Source organism: Streptococcus pantholopis, from assembly GCF_001642085.1.
GTDB lineage: Bacteria > Bacillota > Bacilli > Lactobacillales > Streptococcaceae > Streptococcus > Streptococcus pantholopis.
This window is the reverse complement of the sequence record NZ_CP014699.1, coordinates 1,193,677-1,214,251: the sequence shown is the minus strand read 5'-3', so window position 1 is coordinate 1,214,251 and position 20,575 is coordinate 1,193,677. Positions and strand designations below refer to the sequence as shown.

Here is a 20,575-nt window from a genome sequence, read left to right as displayed (position 1 = left end):
TTGAGCCGCTTTAATTTACTAGATGAGCCTTGGATTTCAGTTGTTTATGATGAGAGAGGACATACCAAAGAGGTGTCTTTCTTGGAATTATTTGCTCATGCTCACCAATATAAGGACTTAGCTGGCGATACAAAAACGCAGGATTTTGCTGTGTTGAGAGTTCTTTTGGCCGTCTTACATACAGTTTTCTCAAGATTTGATGCAGATGGGAACCCTTATGACTGTCTCGAAGTAGATGAGCGTTTAAGACAAATTGAAAAAGTTGATGAGGAAGATATTGAGGACTACAGCGATGCTTTGTATGAAACTTGGGTAAATCTTTGGGAACAAGGACAATTCCCAGAAATTGTCAGCCAATACTTAGAAAAGTGGCGTGACCGATTTTATCTTTTTGATGAAGACCATCCTTTTTTTCAGGTGAGGAAAGAGGATATTGATAAAGATAAAATCAGCAAAGCGAAGGCAAGTTCTATTTCAGGTAAAAATATTGATAGAACAATTTCAGAAAGTGGAAATAAAATTGCCCTGTTTTCTCCTAAAACTAATAAAAATAAGGAAGTATTAAGGGCGTCTGAAGTAGCAAGATGGCTGCTTACTTTTCAAGGATATTCAGGATTATCTGATAAAGTTATTTTTGGACAGGAAAAATATAAATCCTCAAAAGGCTGGCTGTTTGATATCGGAGGGCTTTATATTAAAGGAAATAGTTTATTTGAAACCTTGATGCTAAACTGTATTTTGGATTATGACGAAAAGGATAATCTTATTCATATTCAGCTGCCTTGCTGGGAAAACAGCAGCAGTGATTTAATAGATGGTTATCTTTACCATAATAAAATGAGCAATATTGCTAGCTTGTATACAATTTGGAGTAGAGGGGTCTATATTAATCCTGATATAGATTTAAGTTCTCCGTTTTCATTTGAGATAGTAAAATTACCAGATATTAATCATCAAGATAATTTTTTGGAACCTATGAGTCTATGGAGATATAATCAGACCGGTGGGAATAAAGATACTTATACACCGCAAAAACATTCATTAAATCAATCTTTATGGCGCTCTTTTGGGCTTTTGGCAATTAAAGATACTGCAAGTAATTTAAGAAAGCCTGGAATAATTGATTGGCTAAAGGGGATTGAAAAAGAAATTGGAAATAAGAATATCATTATTTATGCTGTTAGTATGCAGGAAGATGGTAATGCTACATCATGGGTTCCCACTGACGAAATCACTGACTATCTTTCCATCAATGAACTTGTACTGGCTGATTTAGAGGAAGGCGGTTGGGTTCCTCGAATTAATGATACTGTGGAAGAAACTAAAAAAGTCATCTCCAAAACTTATAAAAAATATATTGATGATATAAAGGAAATACGCAATATCTCCTCAAATTCATTTACAAGTCAGAAAATCGAAGAGTTATATTTCAAAATTGATCAGCCTTTCAGACAGTGGCTAGCCAGTATTCAGCCTAATGATGAAAAAGATGTGAAAGTGATGGATTGGCGAAAAACCTTAAAAAATCTTGTAGAAGATGAAGCCAAGACGCTGTTGTCTAATGGCGGAAATAGAGATTATATCGGAATTGTTGAAGGTAAATCTGTGAAGAATATCGCAACAGCCTACAATGAATTTAGTTATTGGCTCAGTCAAAATTTAAAATAAAGGAGGGATAAGATGCCAGAACAAAAGAAAGTAAAGGTTGCTTCAACAACGAGTAAAATTCTAATAAAATTAAGTAAGCAAAAGAATACATCATCAGGAAAAGCTATGTTGGCAAGATTGCGTCAATCTATTGGAAAGCCAATCAGTGAGACAGTGGCTGTTTGGCCTATTTTGTTTGAAGATTTACCAGAGGAATTTTTAGGATGTAATGGACATACTAGCTATGAAGAATGGGCTATTTTGACCACACTACAACTCTATGCCTTGCATCAACAAAGTCTATCTTACAGCGTACTTGCTGGAGACGAAAATAAGTATCAAAATATTGGCTGTTCATTTAGACAGCTTCGTCAAGGTGAGGATACGACAGCACTAGACAGAAGATTTAATGTCACAACAACATCATCGACATTTGAAGAATTAGTTTATCATTTAAGACATCTAATCACCTTATTAAAATCAAAATCACCTGAAACCAAGGTGGCTTATGCCAAGTTATCAGAAGATCTATATTGGTTTTTAAGAGGTTATCAGGAAAGAGTCCGCTTATCTTGGGCAAGGGACTACTATAAACGCAATTTTAAAGGAGAAAAAGACAATGACAACTAACCAACACTTATTTTTAGACATTCATGCTATTCAAACACTTCCACCATCAAATATTAACAGAGATGATACAGGAAGCCCTAAAACAGCTCAATATGGCGGTGTCAGACGTGCCAGAGTTAGTTCGCAATCGTGGAAGAGAGCAATTAGAAAGTATTTTTCTGATAATAGTGAACAAAACAATATTGGTGTGAGAACTAAGGATATCGTTAGATATGTAGCAGATAAGATTATTGGACTGGATTCATCAATTGTTGATGAAGATGCTTTGAACAAAGCTAATAAGATTTTACACGATGGAGCAGGGATTAAGACTAAAGACTTTAAAGCAAAAGCATTATTCTTTTTAAGTGATGTTCAAGCCAAAAAATTAGCTCAAGCTGCAATTGATAATATTACTGACAAAAAAGAATTGAAAAAAATCATGAAATCCACTCCAGCTGTTGATATCGCTCTATTTGGCCGAATGGTGGCAGATGATCCATCTTTGAATGAAGACGCTTCATCACAGGTTGCTCACGCCATTTCGACACATGCCGTGCAGACGGAATTTGACTTCTATACGGCAGTGGATGATTTAGCTCCCGAAAATAATGCGGGAGCCGGAATGCTGGGAACGATTGAGTTTAACTCCTCAACTTTATACCGTTATGCCAATGTAGCTGTTCACGACTTGATGAAGCAGCTAGGTGATAAGGAAAGTCTCGTTAATTCTTTAAGTCTGTTTATTGAAGCCTTTGTTAAGTCTCTTCCGACAGGGAAGGTAACATCATTTGCCAATCAAACATTACCGCAAGCTCTGGTTGTGACGTTGAGAAATGACCGTCCAATTAGTCTTGTCAGTGCCTTTGAAAAACCGGTGAAATCAACAGAAGGCTATGTGGTTCAATCCATTGAAAAATTAGCAAATGAATTCGTTAAGGTAGAGAAGTTTGTCAATAAACCAATGCTGACCTTCTATATTACTTTGGAAGATGTAGAAGAATTAAAAAACATTGAAGGTATTGAAAAGAATTCTGTATCCGAACTGTTGAGTGATTTTTCTAAAGAAGTGTCACAGTTAATTTAAGAGTAGGTGAATAAAATGAAAACCATTTTATTAAAACTGGCTGGTCCTTTACAATCGTGGGGAACCAGTTCACATTTTGAGACTAGGCATACAGATTTTTATCCGTCAAAAAGTGCGGTGATTGGATTGATTGCTGCCAGTCTTGGCTACCTCAGAGATGAGGAAGAGAAGCTTCAGCGGTTAAATGATTTGGATTTTGCTGTTCGGGTAGATCAGCAAGGTAAACTATTACGGGATTATCATACTGCGAAAAAGTATAAAAGCAATGGGGAGTTTGAAAGAACTTATGTAACCAATCGCTATTATTTAGAAGATGCTGTGTTTATCATTGCCATTTCGCATAAAGATGATGTATTGATGTCAACTATTGAAGAAGGTTTGAAAAATCCATACTTTCAGCTTTTTATGGGAAGACGAAGTCTTCCATTGAATGCTGACTTTCTTTTGAAAATGACATCCGATAGTGCCCTAGACAGTTTGAAACAAGTGGAATGGCAAGCTTCCGAATGGTTCATGAAAAAACACTCTAGGGAATCTAGTTTTAGCTTAGAAATTTATGCAGATAACTACCTGTTAGAGAAAGAAGCCTACCAGCTACGGCAGGACAGAGTTATATCATTTTCTCAAAAGGCAAGAAAATTCGGCTTTCGCTACGAGACAAGAGATTATGTCACTGTTCTCAATCCCATGGCCAAAGAAAATGAAACAGAACATGATGTTTTTGGCAGTATAGGAGATGGATAAATATGTATATTTCAAGAGTAGAAATCGACAGAAATAATCGGCGAAAAATTAAAGATCTAAAGAATATTGAGTCTTATCATGGCTGGGTGGAGCAAAGTTTTCCTGATGAAATTAAACAAGAAATTCGCACTAGAAAACTGTGGCGCATTGACCAATTACAAGGCAAGCAATATCTGATTATTGTAAGCCAAGAAAAACCTAATTTAAAACGACTTGAAAAGTATGGCGTAGCAAATAGTGCTCAGACTAAGATGTACGATCATTTTTTAAATTCCTTAAAAGAGGGGGAACGGATGCGGTTTCGTCTTGTCCTCAATCCAGTCATCTCTCGGACGTCGAAGGATAACAATCACAAAAGAGGTGTCCTCATGCCTCATGTTACAATTGAACATCAGATGGAATATTTACTAAATCGTTCTGAGAAAAATGGTTTTACATTGCGAGAAGATGATTTTTCGATTGTTGAAAGAGGTTATGAGATTTTTAATAAAACTAATTCAAAATCTATTAGGCTTATCAAAGTGGTTTATGAAGGAATTTTAACCGTAAATGATGTTGAGCTGTTTAAAAAGGCTTTAACAGAGGGTGTCGGTAAAAAGAAAGCTTATGGTTTTGGGATGATGACAGTTATTCCTGTAGGTGAGTAAAGATGAAGGAAAAATTTGGTGCAAAGAAAACCTCTTTGAAAGAACTCCCTAAAATAAGTGATAGGGTCAGCTTTATTTATGTTGAGCATGCCAAGATAAATAGGGTCGACAGTGCCATTACTGTTGCAGACAGCAGAGGGATTGTTAGAATACCAGCTGCGATGATCGGTGTCCTTTTGCTTGGTCCTGGTACTGATATCAGCCATCGTGCGATAGAACTAATCGGAGATACTGGGACCAGTATAGTCTGGGTCGGTGAGCGTGGTGTACGTCAATACGCTCATGGCCGATCTTTAGCGCATTCAACACGATTTTTGGAAAAGCAAGCTAAGTTAGTGTCTAATTCACGTTCACGCCTGAAAGTAGCCCGGAAAATGTACCAGATGAGATTTCCGAATGAAGATGTCTCAGCATTGACAATGCAGCAATTGCGCGGACGAGAAGGTGCCAGAATTCGAAAAGTGTATAGCCTGCAAGCTAAAAAATATAAGATCCCTTGGACGAAGCGGGAATATAATCCTGAAAATTTTGAAGATGGAACACCAGTCAATCAGGCCTTATCCGCTGCTAATGTTGCTTTGTATGGATTAGTGCACAGCATTATAGTAGCTTTAGGTGCATCGCCTGGATTGGGATTTGTTCATACTGGTCATGATTTATCTTTTGTCTATGATGTGGCGGATTTATATAAAGCAGAAACCACCATTCCGGTTGCTTTTGAAATAGCTGCAAATAGCGCTCCAGAAGATGATATTGGAAAGCTAACCAGACTTAGAGTCAGGGATTCTTTTGTGGATGGGAAATTGATGGCTCGGATTGTTAAAGATATCCAGTATTTATTAGATATAGAAAAGTCAGAAGAATTGTTAGTAGACGTATTGGCTTTATGGGATGATAAAGAAAGATTGGTCAAACATGGGGTGAATTACGAGGAGAACTTTTAATATGCCATTAACGGTGATAACTGTAACAAATGTTCCTCCTTCCTTAAAAGGAGATTTAACAAAATGGATGCAAGAGATTGCGACTGGTGTTTATGTCGGAAATTTTAATACAAAGGTTCGAGAACAGTTGTGGGAAAGGGTTCGAGATAATGTTGGCAACGGAGAGGCAACAATCAGCTATTCCTATAGAAATGAAATCGGCTATCAATTTGATACTGTAAATGCTCAAAAGAAAGTTGCGGATTACGATGGTATTCCTTTGGTCATGTTACCATCTAGCTTGGATACTGCTAGCAGAGAACCTAAATTAGGTTTTAGTGATGCTGCTAGATTTAGAAAGATCAGAAAATATACAACACCTGTTAAAAATAGTAATACTCCCCCGAGCCCTTATGTAGTTGTCGATATCGAAACGGATGGACTAAATGAACATGAAAATACTATTATAGAAATAGGAGCAATTAAAGTTAATCAAAATCAGATCGAAGAATTTGAGTATTTAGTGCACTACGGTAAGACGCTACCAAAGAGTATAAGCCGGCTGACCGGGATAAGTCAGGAACTTTTGAATCGTGAAGGCATGGCCCTTTCGACTGTATTACAAGAATTTTTAAATTTCATCGAAAACCTGGACCTGATTGGTTATGGTATTAATTTCGATATAAAATTTATAAATAGGGAATTAGCGCAATTAAATTATCCTTTGTTGAAGAATAGAACGCATGATTTAATGAGAACTGTAAAAAATGAAAAGCTATTTTTACCTAATTACAAACTCCAAACAGTACTAAAGGCATATGGTATCGAAGAGAAAGTACCTCACAGGGCTCTTCCAGATTCAAAACTCATTTATAAGCTATCTACTAAAGTAAATAAATTTTGGAAGAAGTTTAATCATGAATAGCGACTTTATTGGGATCTTTTAGTATTTTACCCGCACACGCGGGGGTGATCCCAAAAGCCACCGAAGAAGACCTCAAAGAGTTGCATTTTACCCGCACACGCGGGGGTGATCCCATCTACTAAGCCAGCTGGAAGATAAAGATGAAATTTTACCCGCACACGCGGGGGTGATCCTACCTTTTCACTTAGTTCTGCTTTTAGATTATCATTTTACCCGCACACGCGGGGGTGATCCCCTAAAACTATCCGGTTTACCCATCTTTTGATAATTTTACCCGCACACACGGGGGTGATCCCTGGTGCCAAATGATATGCTGCTTGATTGACTGATTTTACCCGCACACGCGGGGGTGATCCTATCCGTCAAGGGAACATCTATGTCGTTCTGAAATTTTACCCGCACACGCGGGGGTGATCCCGGTTGATTAATTAGTTGTTGATGAAATGTTTTATTTTACCCGCACACGCGGGGGTGATCCTACTGCCCAACCTTGCCGAGTGTCCAATTCTTGATTTTACCCGCACATGCGGGGGTGATCCCGAAAAAGGAGACGAAGAATAATATGTTTGGAAATTTTACCCGCACACACGGGGGTGATCCCGGCGAAGTTACCATCAGGGCAAGCGTCTTTGAATTTTACCCGCACACGCGGAGGTGTGCTCCTGCCGGAATTTTTCTACCATTGGTCAAGTTCCTTAAGGGATTTTCTTGAAAAAATGTTTTAATCGGCTATAGTTAGAGAGTGATTTCAGCTGTTTTTCTCAAAAAGTGCAAGCTAAAATAACATCTTACTTTGTCATTTCTTTGATAGGGCGTTAAGTGATATGGCAATAGATAAACTTGCTGATTTTGGGCTAATTTGTAATTGTAATATTTGTACACTCAAAAAGACCCCACAATCTCTGTTGGGGGTTCCCCGCTACAGAAATTATAGAGCCACTTAAATTTAGGCTAAGTCCGTTTTAGGTATTTTCAAATAGTTCAAATCGTTTTAGCAGTCTGAGCTATCATAGCCAGTTTCTTTTGGCGCTCTTGATCACTGTTCTTTTCGATCCCAGTTAGTTGACTGATTTTAACCGGCCGAATGCCGCAGCTTTTTAAAATCTGCCCTTTTAAAACTTTACCGTAATCTTGAGCAAAAGGGGTGATAAAGGCCGGTGTATTATGTGTTGTGATAATCCATGCCTTGCCATTAAGATGGCCTTTAAGCCCGGTATTGGTATTATGATAAGCAAAACCAGCCACAAAAACCCGATCGATAAAGCCTTTCATCATTGCAGGCATGCCGCTCCACCAGATAGGAAAGATAAAAATAAACTGATCAGCCCAAGTCACCAAATCCCGATATCGTTTTGTGGCAGGATCAGAAGTCAAATCACGTCTTTTATGGTCGTCATCAAAACGCAGAACCGGATCGAAATGATCAGCATATAGGTCTATCAGTTGGACCGTGTGTGTTGCGGACAAGTTATCTGTTACTGTTTTCAAAACAGCAGCATTGAAGCTTTTGGGATTGGGATGTGCGTAAACGATTAAGCAATTCATGATGATTTTCCTCCTTTTATATAAGTTGTTAACATACTGTCAATATTTTCCCGAATAGTTTGCTGATTAAAATTATCACCAATCGGGCTGTTAACCAAAATAGCAAAACCGGAAATGAAACTCCAGAAGTGAAAGAGATTTTCTGCTTCACTGCCTGTTAAACTTTCTTCCTGACGCAGCTGCAAGACAATCGCTTTAAAGTCGTTAAAGCCTGGTAAATCTGTGTCTGCAATAATGGTTTCATCTTTAATTTTCAGATAGTTGAAAGGGTATTTGATAAAGAGAGCTTCGAAAATATAAGGATAGGCTTCAGCAAAAGTGACAAAATTGTATCCCATTTTTGCTAGCTGCTGTCTGGCTGGTTCAGTCGGGATAATATCATTTTGCAGCTCCCGGCTGCAGATATGTGACAGCCTCTCAAAGATAATTTTAAGATAGCCCTCCTTGCTGTCGAAATGCTTATATGGCGTACCGTGTGTCACACCGCATCTCTTCGCAACATTCCGAAGCGACAGCTTATCAATTCCGTGTTTTTTAATTTCCTCAACCCCAGTCTGGATAAGTTTTTCTTTAAGCTCAGCTGTGTGGCGTTTCATGATACCTCCTTTCGCACACAAAAAGTAGACAGTGTATACTTTTTTGTGTTTAGTATACACTGTCTTTATTTTTTTGTCAATAATTTACGGCCGCCTTTTTAACTGAAAAGTGGTAAAATAAAGATATGCAAAAAAAACCGACCTCAGCTTATATCCACATACCCTTCTGTACACAAATTTGCTATTATTGTGATTTTTCAAAAGTTTTTATCAAAAATCAGCCTGTTGATGCTTATCTGCAGGCTCTTATTCGTGAGTATGAAAGCTATGATATCAGGGAGCTGCAGACACTCTATATAGGAGGCGGCACGCCTACAGCCATTTCGGCAGAGCAGCTGGACTGGCTTCTAACCAATCTGGTAAGGCATCTTGATTTGGGAAGGCTGGACGAATTCACAATCGAAGCTAATCCCGGTGATTTAAGTCCCGAAAAAATTGAGGTGCTCAAGCGTTCAGCTGTTAACCGCGTTTCCTTAGGGGTGCAGACTTTTAATAATCGGCAGCTTAAGCAGATCGGGCGCGGTCATAATGAAGCACAAATTTACGACAGTATTGACAGTTTAAAGGCAGCCGGATTTAATAATATCTCCATTGATCTGATTTATGCCCTTCCCGGCCAAACCTTGGCAGATGTTAAGGAGAATGTGGCAAAAGCTTTGGCACTCGATGTTCCTCATCTCAGCCTTTACAGCCTGATTTTAGAACACCATACAGTTTTTATGAATAAAATGCGGCGCGGCAAACTTAATCTGCCGGGTGAAGATTTGGAAGCTGAAATGTTTGACTACATCATCTCTGAAATGGAAGCAAACGGCTTTGAGCATTATGAAATTTCGAATTTCACGAAACCAGGTTTTGAGAGCCGCCATAACCTGATGTACTGGGCAAATGTAGAATATTATGGCTGCGGAGCCGGTGCGTCGGGTTATCTTGATGGCATTCGCTACCGCAATCGCGGTCCGATTCAGCATTATCTCAAAGGTGTTGCCGCAGGCAATCCAAAGTTGGAAGAAGAAGTTCTGACTAAAAAAGAGATGATGGAAGAAGAACTTTTTCTTGGTCTGCGGAAAAAAACAGGTGTTTCTATTTCACGATTTGAAGAAAAATTTCACGAGAGCTTTGAAAAGCGGTACGGGCAAATTGTTGAAGAGTTAATAGCTGACAGCCTTGTTCAAATCACTGACGGACATTTAAGAATGACCAAAAAAGGCCTTTTTTTAGGCGATACTGTTGCAGAGAAATTTATTTTGGAGTGAATAACTATGGGAAAAAAATATGCAGTCGATTATCAAGTCCCTTTCTATGAGACAGATGTCAATCATAATGTTAAACTGCCGCATTTACTGTCTTTAGCCCTGCAGGTATCGGGGCTTCAGTCTTTAAGTTTAGGCGTAGGCGATGATTATATTTTTAAGACTCACCATCTTGTTTGGATTATTACTGAATATGATATTGAAATTGAACGTCTGCCAAAATACGGTGAAAAAATTATTATAGAGACGGAGCCGACTGCTTATAATAAGCTTTTTTGCTACCGTGATTTCACTATTTACGGCGAAAACGGTGATAAAATAGTCCTTATCCATTCGGTTTTTGTCCTTATGGACTATGAGAGCCGAAAAGTTCATCAGGTTGTTGATGATATTGTTGCTGCTTTTGATGTCGAAAAAATCAAACGCATTGTACGCGGGCCCAAATATTCAGCATTGGAGAGCCCTGAGGAAACACTTTATCGTGTGCGCTATTTTGATCTTGATTTAAATGGACATGTCAATAACAGTAAGTATTTAGAATGGATGTACGATGTTATTGACATCGATTTTCTGCGCCAGCATATCCCTCAAAAAGTGAATCTGAAATTTATTAAGGAAGTCTACTATGGTAATGATATCCTCTCCCGAGTCGAAAGAGATGGATTAACCAGCAGACATGAAATCACCAGTGCCGGCACTGTCCGTGCTCAAGCCAAAATAGAATGGAAAAGTAAAGCAGACTGAGTATGGAAGAGAAGAAATGGATAAACTGGCTGACAGAATTGTAGTATCAATCACCTGTTAACTGAGCTGAGATGATGTTAAATACTTTAGTTTAGGCTATCCCAGTCTTATCCGTAATATATAGGACCCGTGAAACAGGCTGTCAAAGGTCCTCAAAAGACAGATGACTTACTGATTTCAGGGGTAAAAAGGAGCAAATGGGAGGGATTCCTTACACTAGGGCTAATCAAGATGAAAAATCGTGGTTTGATACCTTTTGAGCTGCATTTAGACTGAAGGCAAGCACAGTTGCTTGGTTCTGTCAGTCATTTTACTAAAAAATTTGCGGCTGCTGCCAGTGATACTTTGGATTAAATAATTTATCGAAATTACTTGAAGCTAAAACAAAGAAGAAACAGATACCTTATAGACAAAACTGGCAGACTGTTATTAATTTAGAAAAGGACTGAAAATGATGACTTACAAAGGCTATCTGATTGACTTAGACGGAACGATTTACAAAGGAAAGGAACGGATTCCTGCAGGTGAGCGGTTTATCAGCAGACTTCAAGAAAGAAATCTCCCTTACGTTCTTGTCACTAACAATACTACCCGGACGCCTGAAATGGTGCAGAAGATGCTGGCTGAGCAGTTTCATGTGGAAACTCCGCTGCATACTATCTACACGGCTACTATGGCAACCGTTGACTATATGAATGATATGAACCGCGGAAAGACAGTCTATGTTATCGGAGAAGCGGGGCTTCAAACAGCTATCAGTCAGGCAGGTTATACTGAAGATAAGGAGAATCCTGCTTATGTCGTTGTTGGGTTGGACAGTGAACTGACTTATGAAAAGCTGACAGCAGCAACTTTGGCTATCCAAAAAGGAGCAGTTTTTATTGGAACAAATCCGGACTTAAATATTCCGACAGAACGCGGCCTTCTGCCAGGAGCAGGAGCAATCAGCAAACTTTTGGAAGCTGCCACACGAGTGCAGCCCGTCTTTATCGGCAAACCAAATGCCATTATCATGAATAAATCTCTGGATATTTTGGGAGTTAAGCGCCATGAAGCGATTATGGTCGGTGACAATTACTTAACCGATATAATGGCTGGTATCCAAAATGATATCGCAACGTTGCTTGTCACAACCGGCTTTACTAAGGCAGAAGACCTAGCAGGGCTCCCTGTCAAACCCGATTATGTGCTGGCTAGCTTAGATGAATGGAATTTCAATGAAAAATAAACTATGGTTTTTAAGCACCTGGCTTTGGCTTTTAGCGTTGGCTGTTTTAATAACTATTTATCTGGCTTGGCTTTTCTATCCATTAGAAGCAAACTGGCTGGATTTAGAAAATACTGTTTACCTCAGTCAAAAAACAATCGTTTACAATTTTAATATTTTGATGGGCTACTTAACCAATCCGCTGCAAATGCATTTACATTTGCCTGCTTTTTCGTCTTCCAAAAGCGGACTCAAGCATTTCCATGATGTAAAGCTTTTGTTTCACACCACACAGGCTCTTTTTATAATTTTACTTTTACCGAGCTGGCGTTTTTTCAGACAGACAAGGAAAGAAAGCTCTCTCTTTGTATTTGAGAAACTGTTTATGGGTGCAGCTGCTCTGCCGCTTGTTGCGGCTGTTTTCGCCCTTCTTATTGGGTTTGACCATTTCTTTACACTTTTTCATCAAGTTCTTTTCCCGGGAGATTCTTCCTGGCTTTTCAATCCGGCCACAGATCCTGTGATTTGGATATTGCCGCAAGATTTCTTTATGCATTGCTTTTTGCTCTTCTTGGCTCTCTATGAAGCCTTGATGATCAGTTTAGTAGGGATAAGCAGAAGACAGTTGGCACAGCGCAGACAGAGAAAGGAGACACAATGACTATCGCTTGGTACTATTGGCTACTTTTTACCTTATCTTGGCTATTTGCTGTTGTTTTCTGGATAAAGTCAAGCTTTATGGCAAATAAAAGAATCAAAATCATTTTCGTTATCTGCGGTTTTCTCGCCTTCTTCCTGCCCTTTTTCTGGGGCTGGCTTTTGAGCTAAAACAAGCCGAAATCCGGCCGTTAATAAAGATTTACCCGCACTCCCAGTGTCTTACAACAGAGAATCCTCCCAAGATAAATAAGCATACCTCAAGGAACCTTTTTTTACAGTCAACCCCTTCAGACGCTGTTAAGATTGTTTCTATCATTTAAAAAGCAACGAATATAATATCGTTGCTTTTTGATTTGGTATGTTTTAACTTATAAAGGTAAAAGTAAATATTTTGGAAGCGCTTGCTTTTTTTGGTGAAAAGAGTAAAATATAAGATATGAGTTAAAAATTATAAATCAATAAAAAAGCACCCGAATCGGGTGCCACTTTTACAAGTTGTGTACGGACAATGCCTTATTTTAACTCGCTGTGTTGTTTTGAATAGTTCCAACAAAGATATTATATAATAATTACTTTTTATTTTCAAGTATTAATTATATAAAGTTATTGTTAGAAATTTTCAAAATACAACTATAAAACTAAAACATAACTTATTACTATTTTAACAAATTATAAAAATTATATCAGCCTTTATTTTAAATTGTGATATAATTTATTTATAAAACATGTTATGTTTTAGGGAGATGATTTTTTGAAAAGGTTTAAATTTGATAAAGAAAGACTCTTATTTTTAACGGAGTTATTGAAATTGCTAAAAAGTTTTATTGATTTAATTAAAGCGTTTATTTCATAGTCTTCTTTGTAAATTTAAACTTTACTATAAAAAGGAGGAAATTTATGACTAAGAAAAATTATTCAATCGGACTCGACATTGGTACTAATAGTGTTGGATGGGCTGTGATTACTGATGATTACAAAATTCCAGCCAAAAAGATGAAGGTTTTGGGAAATACTGATAAAGAGTATATTAAGAAAAATCTGCTGGGAGCCTTATTGTTTGATAGCGGCGAAACAGCAGAAGCGACTCGATTGAAACGTACAGCTAGACGTCGTTATACACGCCGTAAAAATCGTTTACGTTATCTACAAGAAATTTTTGCTGAAGAAATTGCAAAAGCTGACAACAGTTTCTTTCAACGTTTAGATGAGTCATTTTTGACAGATGATGATAAAGATTTTGATTCACACCCAATCTTCGGCAATAAAGCAGAAGAAGATGCTTATCATCAAAAATTTTCTACAATTTATCATTTAAGGAAATATCTTGCTGATTCTCCTGAAAAATCTGATTTACGCTTGGTTTACCTAGCTTTGGCACATATGATTAAATATCGTGGGCATTTTTTGATTGAAGGTGAGTTAAAAGCTGAAAATACAGATGTCCAAAAATTATTCACTGATTTTGTGGAGGTGTACGATAGAACGTTTGACGATAGTCATTTGTCAGAAGTTACTGTTGATGCTTCAAGTATTTTGACAGAAAAAATTAGCAAATCACGCCGTTTAGAAAATCTTATAGAAAGCTATCCAAAGGAGAAGAAAAACACTTTATTTGGAAATCTCATTGCTTTGTCTTTAGGATTACAGCCTAATTTTAAAACGAATTTCAAACTATCTGAAGATGCTAAGTTGCAATTTTCTAAAGATACCTATGAAGAAGACTTAGAAGAGGTACTTGAGAAAATTGGAGATGATTATGCAGACTTATTTACTTCAGCTAAAAATCTTTATGATGCAATCTTACTTTCAGGTATTTTAACTGTTGATGATAGTTCAACTAAAGCGCCGTTATCAGCTTCGATGATTAAACGCTATGCAGAACATCATGAAGATTTAGAAAAACTAAAAGCATTCATTAAAACAAATAAGCCTAATTTGTATCATGATATTTTTAAAGATGAAACCCAAAATGGTTATGCTGGTTATATTGAAAATGGTGTCAAACAAGATGAATTCTATAAATATTTAAAAACAATCCTTTCTAAAACTGATGGAAGTGAGTATTTCCTAGATAAAATTGAACGTGAAGATTTCTTAAGAAAACAAAGAACATTTGATAATGGTTCGATTCCGCACCAAATTCATTTACAAGAAATGCATGCAATTTTACGCCGTCAAGGTGATTATTACCCATTTCTAAAAGAGAACCAAGATAGAATTGAAAAAATCTTGACTTTTAGAATCCCTTACTATGTTGGTCCATTAGCGCGAAAGAATAGTCGATTTGCATGGGCAGAGTATCATTCAGATGAGAAGATTACACCGTGGAATTTCAATAAGGTAATTGATAAAGAAAAATCAGCTGAAAAATTCATTACACGCATGACTTTAAATGATTTGTATTTGCCAGAGGAGAAAGTTTTACCAAAACACAGTCATGTATATGAAACATTTGCGGTTTATAATGAGTTAACCAAAATTAAGTATGTTAATGAGCAAGGAAAAGAAGCTTTCTTTGATTCAAATATGAAACAAGAAATCTTTGACCATGTCTTTAAAGAAAACCGTAAAGTTACCAAGGAAAAACTTTTAAATTACCTCGATAAAGAGTTTCCTGAATATCGTATTCAAGATTTAATTGGTCTTGATAAGGAAAATAAGTCATTTAATGCTAGTCTTGGAACCTATCATGATTTGAAAAAGATTTTGGATAAATCTTTCTTGGATGATAAAGTAAACGAAGAAGTAATTGAAGATATTATTAAAACGTTAACTTTGTTTGAAGATAGAGAAATGATTCAGCAGCGCCTTCACAAATATAGTGATATCTTTTCGACACAGCAATTGAAGAAACTTGAACGCCGTCATTATACTGGTTGGGGGCGCTTGTCATATAAATTAATTAATGGTATTCGTAATAAAGAAAATAATAAGACTATTCTTGAGTATTTGATTGATGATGGTTATGCTAATCGAAACTTTATGCAGTTAATTAACGATGATACGCTACCGTTTAAACAAATTATTAAAGACGCGCAAATTATTGGCAATATTGATGATATTGCAGCTGTGGTACACGAGTTACCCGGAAGTCCTGCTATTAAAAAAGGGATTTTACAAAGTATCAAAATTGTTGATGAGCTAGTTAAAGTTATGGGCCATAATCCTGATAACATTGTCATCGAAATGGCGCGTGAAAATCAGACAACTAATCGAGGAAGAAGCCAATCACAACAACGCTTGAAAAAGCTTCAGGATTCATTGAAAGAGTTGGGGAGCAATATCCTTAATAAGAAAAAGCCATCATATGTTGAAGATAAAGTTGAAAATGTTCACCTTCAAGATGATCGTCTATTCCTTTACTATATTCAAAATGGTAAAGATATATATACTGGTGAAGAATTAGATATTGACCGATTAAGTGATTATGATATCGACCACATTATTCCTCAAGCCTTTATTAAGGATGACTCTATTGATAATCGAGTATTAACAAGTTCTGCTAAAAATCGTGGTAAATCAGATGATGTACCAAATCTTGATATTGTTCGTGCTAGAAAGGCAGATTGGGTTCGACTATATAAATCTGGGTTAATTTCTAAACGTAAATTTGATAATTTGACAAAATCAGAACGCGGTGGTTTGACTGAAGCGGATAAGGCTGGTTTTATTAAGCGTCAATTGGTTGAAACACGTCAAATTACAAAACATGTCGCACAAATTTTAGATGCTCGTTTTAATACTGAACATGACGAAGATGATAAAGTGATTCGCAATGTGAAAGTCATTACTTTGAAATCAAACCTAATTTCACAATTCCGGAAAGATTTTAAATTTTATAAAGTACGCGAAATCAATGATTATCACCACGCTCATGATGCTTATCTTAATGCAGTAGTTGGGACAGCTTTACTAAGAAAATATCCGAAATTGGCGCCTGAATTTGTTTATGGTGAGTACAAGAAATATGATGTTCGTAAACTCATCACTAGTTCAAGCGATAAAGCAACAGCAAAATATTTCTTTTATTCAAACCTAATGAACTTCTTTAAACGTGTCGTAAGATATTCAAATGGCAGAGTAATAGTTCGACCAGTTATTGAGTATAGTAAGGATACTGGAGAAATTGTTTGGAATAAGGAGACTGATTTTAGGACGATATGTAAAGTACTTTCGTATCCGCAAGTTAATATTGTTAAAAAAGTTGAAAGCCAGACTGGAGGATTCTCAAAAGAATCGATTTTACCTAAAGGTGATTCTGATAAATTAATTCCACGAAAGACGAAAAAAGTTTATTGGGATACTAAAAAATATGGTGGATTTGATAGTCCAATAATTGCTTACTCTGTTTTTGTTGTGGCTGATGTTGAAAAAGGCAAAGCCAAGAAATTGAAAAAAGTAAAAGAATTGGTTGGTATATCAATTATGGAGCGCCCATCCTTTGAAAAAAATCCAATTGTATTTTTGGAAAAGAAAGGCTATCGTAATGTCCAAGAGGACACATTGATAAAACTTCCAAAATACAGTCTTTTTGAATTTGAAGGTGGAAGAAGACGTTTGTTAGCCAGTGCTTCAGAACTTCAAAAAGGAAATGAAGTTGTACTTTCAGATCGTTTAGTAGAACTGCTTTATCATGCTCATCGAGTCAATAGTTTTAATAGCACTGAGCATTTAAAATACGTTAGTGAGCATAAGAAAGAATTTGGAGAGGTCTTATCTTGTGTAGAAAATTTTGCTAACTCATATGTTGATGTTGAAAAAAATCTTGATAAAATTAGAGCGGTTATCAATAAAATAGACACATTCTCAATTGAAGAAATTTCAACTTCATTTGTTAATTTATTAACATTGACTGCATTAGGTGCACCAGCAGATTTCAATTTTCTTGGCAAAAAAATTCCACGTAAACGTTATACTTCAACAAAAGAATGTCTGAATGCCACCCTCATCCACCAATCTATAACTGGCCTTTATGAAACCCGTATTGATTTAAGTAAATTAGGAGAAGATAAATGAGCGGTTGGCGTACAGTTGTTGTAAATACACATTCAAAGTTAGCATATAAAAATAATCATTTGATTTTTAAAGAGGCTTCTCGGACAGAATTAATCCATCTGTCCGAGATAGACATTCTTTTGCTGGAGACGACAGATATTGTTTTGTCAACTATGCTGCTTAAGCGTTTAGTTGATGAAAATATTTTGGTTATTTTTTGTGATGACAAACGACTGCCGATTGCTAATCTAATGCCGCTGTCTGCCCGGCATGATTCCAGTTTGCAGTTAGCGAGGCAGGTATCTTGGACAGAAGATGTTAAAGCTGATGTTTGGACTAATATTATTGCTCAGAAAATTTTGAATCAAAGTTTATACCTTAGTGGGTGCTCTTTCTTTGAGAAATCTCAGTCTATTATGGATTTATACCATGGTCTGGAGCTGTTTGATCCAAGCAATCGTGAAGGACATTCTGCGAGGATATATTTCAATACCTTATTTGGCAATGATTTTTCACGAGAGCAGGATAATGACATTAACGCGGGCCTTGATTATGGCTATACCTTACTTTTAAGCATGTTTGCGCGTGAAGTTGTTGTTTCCGGCTGTATGACTCAATTTGGTCTCAAGCATGCCAATCAGTTTAATCAATTTAACCTTGCCAGTGATATTATGGAACCTTTTCGTCCTATTGTTGACCGTATTGTTTATGAAAATCGCAATAGCTCATTTGTCAAAATAAAGCGGGAACTGTTCAGCATGTTTTCAGATACCTACCTCTACAACAACAAAGAAATGTACTTATCTAACATTGTCAGCGACTATACCAAAAAGGTTGTGAAAGCTCTTAATAATGATGGGAAAGGAGTTCCTGAGTTTAGGATATGAGTTATCGATATATGCGAATGATTTTGATGTTTGATATGCCGACTGAGACTGTTGAGGAACGGAGAGCTTACCGTAAATTTCGAAAATTTTTACTGAGTGAAGGATTTATTATGCATCAGTTTTCAATTTACAGTAAGCTGTTGCTTAATAATTCTGCTAATAAAGCTATGATTGACCGTCTGCAGGAAAATAATCCCAAAAAAGGTAACATTACATTGTTGACTGTTACAGAAAAACAGTTTGCTCGTATGATTTATCTGCATGGCGATAGAGATACAAGTATTGCTAATACAGACAGCCGCTTAATTTTTCTTGGGGAGGCTTATGATGCTGAAGATTAATTTCCCTATTTTAGACGAGCCGCTTATACTGCAAAAAGGAACAATCTTAGCGATTGAAGATGTTGAGCTCTATGCTCGGTTAGTAAGGCTAATTTATCAGTATGATGAAGCAAGTGAACTCAAATTATTTGATGAAAAATTAAAGTCATTAAAAGAATCAGAGATTATGCTTGTTACTGATATTTTAGGTTACAATATCAATTCATCTGCTATGCTGAAGCTCATTCATGCTGATTTAGAGGAGCAATTCAACGAAAAACCGGAAGTCAAAGCCATGATTGAAAAGTTGGCAGCTACAATAACAGAGCTAATTGCTTACGAATGTTTAGAAAACGAATTAGATCTGGAATATGACGAAATTACAATTCTAGAACTTATTAAAGCTTTAGGTGTAAAAGTAGAAACAAGCAGTGATACTGTTTTTGAAAAGTGCTTGGAAATTTTACAAATTTATAAGTATCTTAGTAAGAAACGTCTGTTGGTCTTTATCAATAGCGGGTCCTATTTAACAAGGAAAGAGGTTAAAGAGCTACTTGATTATATTAGCTTGGCCAACCAAACAGTTCTTTTTCTTGAACCGCGTAAGCTCTATGATTTTTCTCAGTATATTTTAGATAGAGACTATTTCTTGATTGATGAAATAAAGCATTAAGAAGGACTGCCGGATCAAATGTCAATAATGTAAAAGGAGTTTAGCTGCTTGTTTTGATGAAGGTCAGAGCATTAATAGAAAACAGCGTTGAAACCTTGATTTTAAAGCATTTTTTAGATAAAATAAAAGTGATAAAATGGAACTGTTTGATACTGAAGTCTGGCTGGGACGAATAGCGCGATTACGAAATTTCGTAACAAAAAATGTTCTGCGAGGTTTTAGAGCTGTGTTGTTTTGAATGGTTCCAAAACGGAGATACAGATAGCAGGTCTCGAGCAACGGTTTTAGAGCTGTGTTGTTTTGAATGGTTCCAAAACTTTTTGGTCATTGACCATAGCCAAGCCGCCGTTTTAGAGCTGTGTTGTTTTGAATGGTTCCAAAACGTTACTTTAGTCTCTCTAACATCAGACTGTGTTTTAGAGCTGTGTTGTTTTGAATGGTTCCAAAACCTACTATAGAGAAAGTATAAACAGTTATTAGTTTTAGAGCTGTGTTGTTTTGAATGGTTCCAAAACACGTCCCTTTAAACGTACCCATATTAGCCCGTTTTAGAGCTGTGTTGTTTTGAATGGTTCCAAAACCACAGACAAGACGATTATCAAGCTCACAGAGTTTTAGAGCTGTGTTGTTTTGAATGGTTCCAAAACACTGCATTTAGTATAATAAAGACAGAAATAGTTTTAGAGCTGTGTTGTTTTGAATGGTTCCAAAACCCATCAGGAAAAGAAAGTCACTGTTGTACGGTTTTAGAGCTGTGTTGTTTTGAATGGTTCCAAAACAAATATACCAGGATAACTTCCCGGCACGCGGTTTTAGAGCTGTGTTGTTTTGAATGGTTCCAAAACGCCTACCTTATGAGGGATGACTATGAATTAGTTTTAGAGCTGTGTTGTTTTGAATGGTTCCAAAACCTTAGCGTAAGGGCTATCCTCGTCAAGCATGTTTTAGAGCTGTGTTGTTTTGAATGGTTCCAAAACTGTCTAAACTGGATTTCAGACGTGCCCGGCGTTTTAGAGCTGTGTTGTTTTGAATGGTTCCAAAACTAACGTGTGATCACTAGCCTTCAATATAAAGTTTTAGAGCTGTGTTGTTTTGAATGGTTCCAAAACAGGT

17 protein-coding genes and 2 CRISPR repeat arrays (1 of these 19 cut by a window edge) are annotated in these 20,575 nt (G+C 36.8%); of the genes, 15 read left to right on the top strand and 2 right to left on the bottom strand.

Features of this window, described 5'->3' with window-relative positions; all coding sequences use genetic code 11:
- Genes A0O21_RS05670 through cas2e form a run of 7 tightly spaced genes read left to right on the top strand, consistent with a single transcriptional unit; the run spans position 1 to position 6,582 of the window.
- A complete protein-coding gene (locus A0O21_RS05670; protein ID WP_067065173.1) occupies positions 1-1,668 on the top strand; it encodes a type I-E CRISPR-associated protein Cse1/CasA in 1,668 nt (555 codons plus the stop codon).
- Between the two features lie 12 nt (positions 1,669-1,680).
- Positions 1,681-2,277, top strand: a complete 597-nt coding sequence (casB, locus tag A0O21_RS05665) for a type I-E CRISPR-associated protein Cse2/CasB (protein WP_067062618.1) — start codon at positions 1,681-1,683, stop codon at positions 2,275-2,277.
- Complete coding sequence (cas7e, locus tag A0O21_RS05660; RefSeq protein WP_067062614.1) at positions 2,267-3,343, top strand: type I-E CRISPR-associated protein Cas7/Cse4/CasC; 1,077 nt, start codon at positions 2,267-2,269, stop codon at positions 3,341-3,343. Before casB ends, cas7e begins: the two co-directional genes overlap by 11 nt.
- A gap of 15 nt (positions 3,344-3,358) precedes the next feature.
- On the top strand, positions 3,359-4,087 hold the full coding sequence (gene cas5e / locus A0O21_RS05655; RefSeq protein WP_067062611.1) for a type I-E CRISPR-associated protein Cas5/CasD: 729 nt from the start codon (positions 3,359-3,361) through the stop codon (positions 4,085-4,087).
- 2 nt (positions 4,088-4,089) lie between these two features.
- Positions 4,090-4,734 (top strand): type I-E CRISPR-associated protein Cas6/Cse3/CasE, encoded by a 645-nt coding sequence (gene cas6e, locus A0O21_RS05650; RefSeq protein WP_067062607.1) that lies wholly within the window; start codon positions 4,090-4,092, stop codon positions 4,732-4,734.
- A gap of 2 nt (positions 4,735-4,736) precedes the next feature.
- Positions 4,737-5,678 carry a type I-E CRISPR-associated endonuclease Cas1e gene (gene cas1e / locus A0O21_RS05645; RefSeq protein WP_067062603.1) on the top strand — a complete coding sequence of 314 codons (942 nt, stop codon included), beginning with the start codon at positions 4,737-4,739 and terminating at the stop codon, positions 5,676-5,678.
- Position 5,679: 1 nt separating this feature from the next.
- On the top strand, positions 5,680-6,582 hold the full coding sequence (gene cas2e, locus A0O21_RS05640; protein ID WP_067062600.1) for a type I-E CRISPR-associated endoribonuclease Cas2e: 903 nt from the start codon (positions 5,680-5,682) through the stop codon (positions 6,580-6,582).
- A 23-nt stretch (positions 6,583-6,605) separates the two neighbouring features.
- Positions 6,606-7,243: direct repeats of the CRISPR family, unit length 28 nt; unit sequence ATTTTACCCGCACACGCGGGGGTGATCC.
- A 320-nt stretch (positions 7,244-7,563) separates the two neighbouring features.
- Here the strand turns inward: cas2e and A0O21_RS05635 are convergent.
- Complete coding sequence (locus A0O21_RS05635) at positions 7,564-8,127, bottom strand: NAD(P)H-dependent oxidoreductase (RefSeq protein WP_067062594.1); 564 nt, start codon at positions 8,125-8,127, stop codon at positions 7,564-7,566.
- On the bottom strand, positions 8,124-8,723 hold the full coding sequence (locus A0O21_RS05630; protein WP_067062591.1) for a TetR/AcrR family transcriptional regulator: 600 nt from the start codon (positions 8,721-8,723) through the stop codon (positions 8,124-8,126). The genes A0O21_RS05635 and A0O21_RS05630 overlap by 4 nt, the downstream gene beginning before the upstream one ends.
- A 125-nt stretch (positions 8,724-8,848) precedes the next feature.
- On the opposite strand from A0O21_RS05630, the gene hemW reads away from it, so the two are divergent.
- The 8 genes from hemW (at position 8,849) to csn2 (ending at position 19,462) form a co-directional block, all read left to right on the top strand.
- Complete coding sequence (gene hemW / locus A0O21_RS05625; RefSeq protein WP_067062587.1) at positions 8,849-9,979, top strand: radical SAM family heme chaperone HemW; 1,131 nt, start codon at positions 8,849-8,851, stop codon at positions 9,977-9,979.
- 6 nt (positions 9,980-9,985) lie between these two features.
- Complete coding sequence (locus tag A0O21_RS05620; RefSeq protein ID WP_067062584.1) at positions 9,986-10,720, top strand: acyl-ACP thioesterase domain-containing protein; 735 nt, start codon at positions 9,986-9,988, stop codon at positions 10,718-10,720.
- Positions 10,721-11,174: 454 nt separating this feature from the next.
- The gene (locus A0O21_RS05615) at positions 11,175-11,948 is read left to right on the top strand and encodes a TIGR01457 family HAD-type hydrolase (RefSeq protein ID WP_067065170.1); all 774 of its coding nucleotides are present in this window, start codon (positions 11,175-11,177) and stop codon (positions 11,946-11,948) included.
- Positions 11,938-12,588, top strand: a complete 651-nt coding sequence (locus tag A0O21_RS05610) for a TIGR01906 family membrane protein (RefSeq protein ID WP_067062580.1) — start codon at positions 11,938-11,940, stop codon at positions 12,586-12,588. Before A0O21_RS05615 ends, A0O21_RS05610 begins: the two co-directional genes overlap by 11 nt.
- A gap of 896 nt (positions 12,589-13,484) precedes the next feature.
- Positions 13,485-17,603, top strand: coding sequence for a type II CRISPR RNA-guided endonuclease Cas9 (gene cas9, locus A0O21_RS05600; protein WP_067062573.1), 4,119 nt, complete (start codon positions 13,485-13,487; stop codon positions 17,601-17,603).
- On the top strand, positions 17,600-18,469 hold the full coding sequence (cas1, locus tag A0O21_RS05595) for a type II CRISPR-associated endonuclease Cas1 (RefSeq protein WP_067062571.1): 870 nt from the start codon (positions 17,600-17,602) through the stop codon (positions 18,467-18,469). The genes cas9 and cas1 overlap by 4 nt, the downstream gene beginning before the upstream one ends.
- Positions 18,466-18,810: a CRISPR-associated endonuclease Cas2 gene (gene cas2 / locus A0O21_RS05590; protein WP_067062567.1), complete on the top strand. Its 345-nt coding sequence runs from the start codon at positions 18,466-18,468 to the stop codon at positions 18,808-18,810. The genes cas1 and cas2 overlap by 4 nt, the downstream gene beginning before the upstream one ends.
- The gene (gene csn2 / locus A0O21_RS05585) at positions 18,797-19,462 is read left to right on the top strand and encodes a type II-A CRISPR-associated protein Csn2 (protein WP_099092217.1); all 666 of its coding nucleotides are present in this window, start codon (positions 18,797-18,799) and stop codon (positions 19,460-19,462) included. The genes cas2 and csn2 overlap by 14 nt, the downstream gene beginning before the upstream one ends.
- A 215-nt stretch (positions 19,463-19,677) precedes the next feature.
- A CRISPR array of direct repeats spans positions 19,678-20,575; the repeat unit is 36 nt; unit sequence GTTTTAGAGCTGTGTTGTTTTGAATGGTTCCAAAAC (it continues 983 nt past the right edge of the window).

Bases quoted from the DNA above. Each gene is read 5' to 3' on its own strand.
- casB (WP_067062618.1), top strand. From the start codon at position 1,681: ATGCCAGAACAAAAGAAAGTAAAGGTTGCTTCAACAACGAGTAAAATT.
- cas7e (WP_067062614.1), top strand. From the start codon at position 2,267: ATGACAACTAACCAACACTTATTTTTAGACATTCATGCTATTCAAACA.
- cas5e (WP_067062611.1), top strand. From the start codon at position 3,359: ATGAAAACCATTTTATTAAAACTGGCTGGTCCTTTACAATCGTGGGGA.
- cas6e (WP_067062607.1), top strand. From the start codon at position 4,090: ATGTATATTTCAAGAGTAGAAATCGACAGAAATAATCGGCGAAAAATT.
- cas1e (WP_067062603.1), top strand. From the start codon at position 4,737: ATGAAGGAAAAATTTGGTGCAAAGAAAACCTCTTTGAAAGAACTCCCT.
- cas2e (WP_067062600.1), top strand. From the start codon at position 5,680: ATGCCATTAACGGTGATAACTGTAACAAATGTTCCTCCTTCCTTAAAA.
- A0O21_RS05635 (WP_067062594.1), bottom strand. From the start codon at position 8,127: ATGAATTGCTTAATCGTTTACGCACATCCCAATCCCAAAAGCTTCAAT.
- A0O21_RS05630 (WP_067062591.1), bottom strand. From the start codon at position 8,723: ATGAAACGCCACACAGCTGAGCTTAAAGAAAAACTTATCCAGACTGGG.
- hemW (WP_067062587.1), top strand. From the start codon at position 8,849: ATGCAAAAAAAACCGACCTCAGCTTATATCCACATACCCTTCTGTACA.
- A0O21_RS05620 (WP_067062584.1), top strand. From the start codon at position 9,986: ATGGGAAAAAAATATGCAGTCGATTATCAAGTCCCTTTCTATGAGACA.
- A0O21_RS05615 (WP_067065170.1), top strand. From the start codon at position 11,175: ATGACTTACAAAGGCTATCTGATTGACTTAGACGGAACGATTTACAAA.
- A0O21_RS05610 (WP_067062580.1), top strand. From the start codon at position 11,938: ATGAAAAATAAACTATGGTTTTTAAGCACCTGGCTTTGGCTTTTAGCG.
- cas9 (WP_067062573.1), top strand. From the start codon at position 13,485: ATGACTAAGAAAAATTATTCAATCGGACTCGACATTGGTACTAATAGT.
- cas1 (WP_067062571.1), top strand. From the start codon at position 17,600: ATGAGCGGTTGGCGTACAGTTGTTGTAAATACACATTCAAAGTTAGCA.
- cas2 (WP_067062567.1), top strand. From the start codon at position 18,466: ATGAGTTATCGATATATGCGAATGATTTTGATGTTTGATATGCCGACT.
- csn2 (WP_099092217.1), top strand. From the start codon at position 18,797: ATGCTGAAGATTAATTTCCCTATTTTAGACGAGCCGCTTATACTGCAA.